The 699-nt window shown below is 71.1% G+C and carries 1 protein-coding gene; it reads left to right on the top strand.

The features are described from left to right. Positions 1 to 268 precede the first annotated feature (268 nt). Positions 269 to 559: a hypothetical protein gene (locus ACFQ87_RS43920; protein ID WP_380616656.1), complete on the top strand. Its 291-nt coding sequence runs from the start codon at positions 269 to 271 to the stop codon at positions 557 to 559. The last annotated feature ends 140 nt before the right edge of the window (positions 560 to 699 follow it).

The raw sequence follows: 699 nt of genomic DNA on the forward strand, positions 1-699 counted from the left end.
TCAACCAGGTCAACCGCCCCCCCCCCCTCGCCCCCCCCCCTCGACCGGCACCCCCTCCCAGGTGCCCCGCGCCTACGGGGCGGTGTGCTGGGACATGGCCTCGCCTCCCGCGTTCATGCACGGCGCGCAATATCAGAGGACGTGCCGTGTCGCGTTCCCCTGCGAGCCGGGGGATCGTGGGTGTCGTAGAGCGTGAGCGCATGAGGTCGGCCTGCCGTCGGACAGGACCGACCGGGCGCTGAGCGGTGATATCCGGGAGGAGGCGGCCATGTCGGAGCATTTCGAGGTCGAGCCGCTAGGTGACCATGAGTATCTGCTGCGGGCCCGCGCCGGTGAGGAGATGATCCAGTCGAGGTTCAGGGCGAGCGAGACCGTCGCCGAACAACTCCACGCCACGTCGGCCGACGAACAGCGGCTGGTGGAGGAGACGGCGGAGTTCCTGGCCGAGCACCAGCCGGTGATCGACCTGCCGCCGATGGTGGATCTCGACGACGTGGCGGCTTGCTACGACGACTACCTGGAACAGCTCAGCCGGCGCCTGGCCTCCTCGGGTACGTGAGCCGTGGTCGGCGGCACCGGGGGAGCCCCGCTGGCGGTGGGGATTCACGTGTCGCCGAGCGCGCCAGGCTCCTCATGCCATGGCGGTGGGGAGCGCGGGGGGGGGAGGGGACGCAGGCTCTGGCGGGTCGGGCGGGGCTT

The sequence above is a fragment of the Kitasatospora sp. NPDC056531 genome (assembly GCF_042794375.1).
Taxonomy (GTDB): domain Bacteria; phylum Actinomycetota; class Actinomycetes; order Streptomycetales; family Streptomycetaceae; genus Kitasatospora.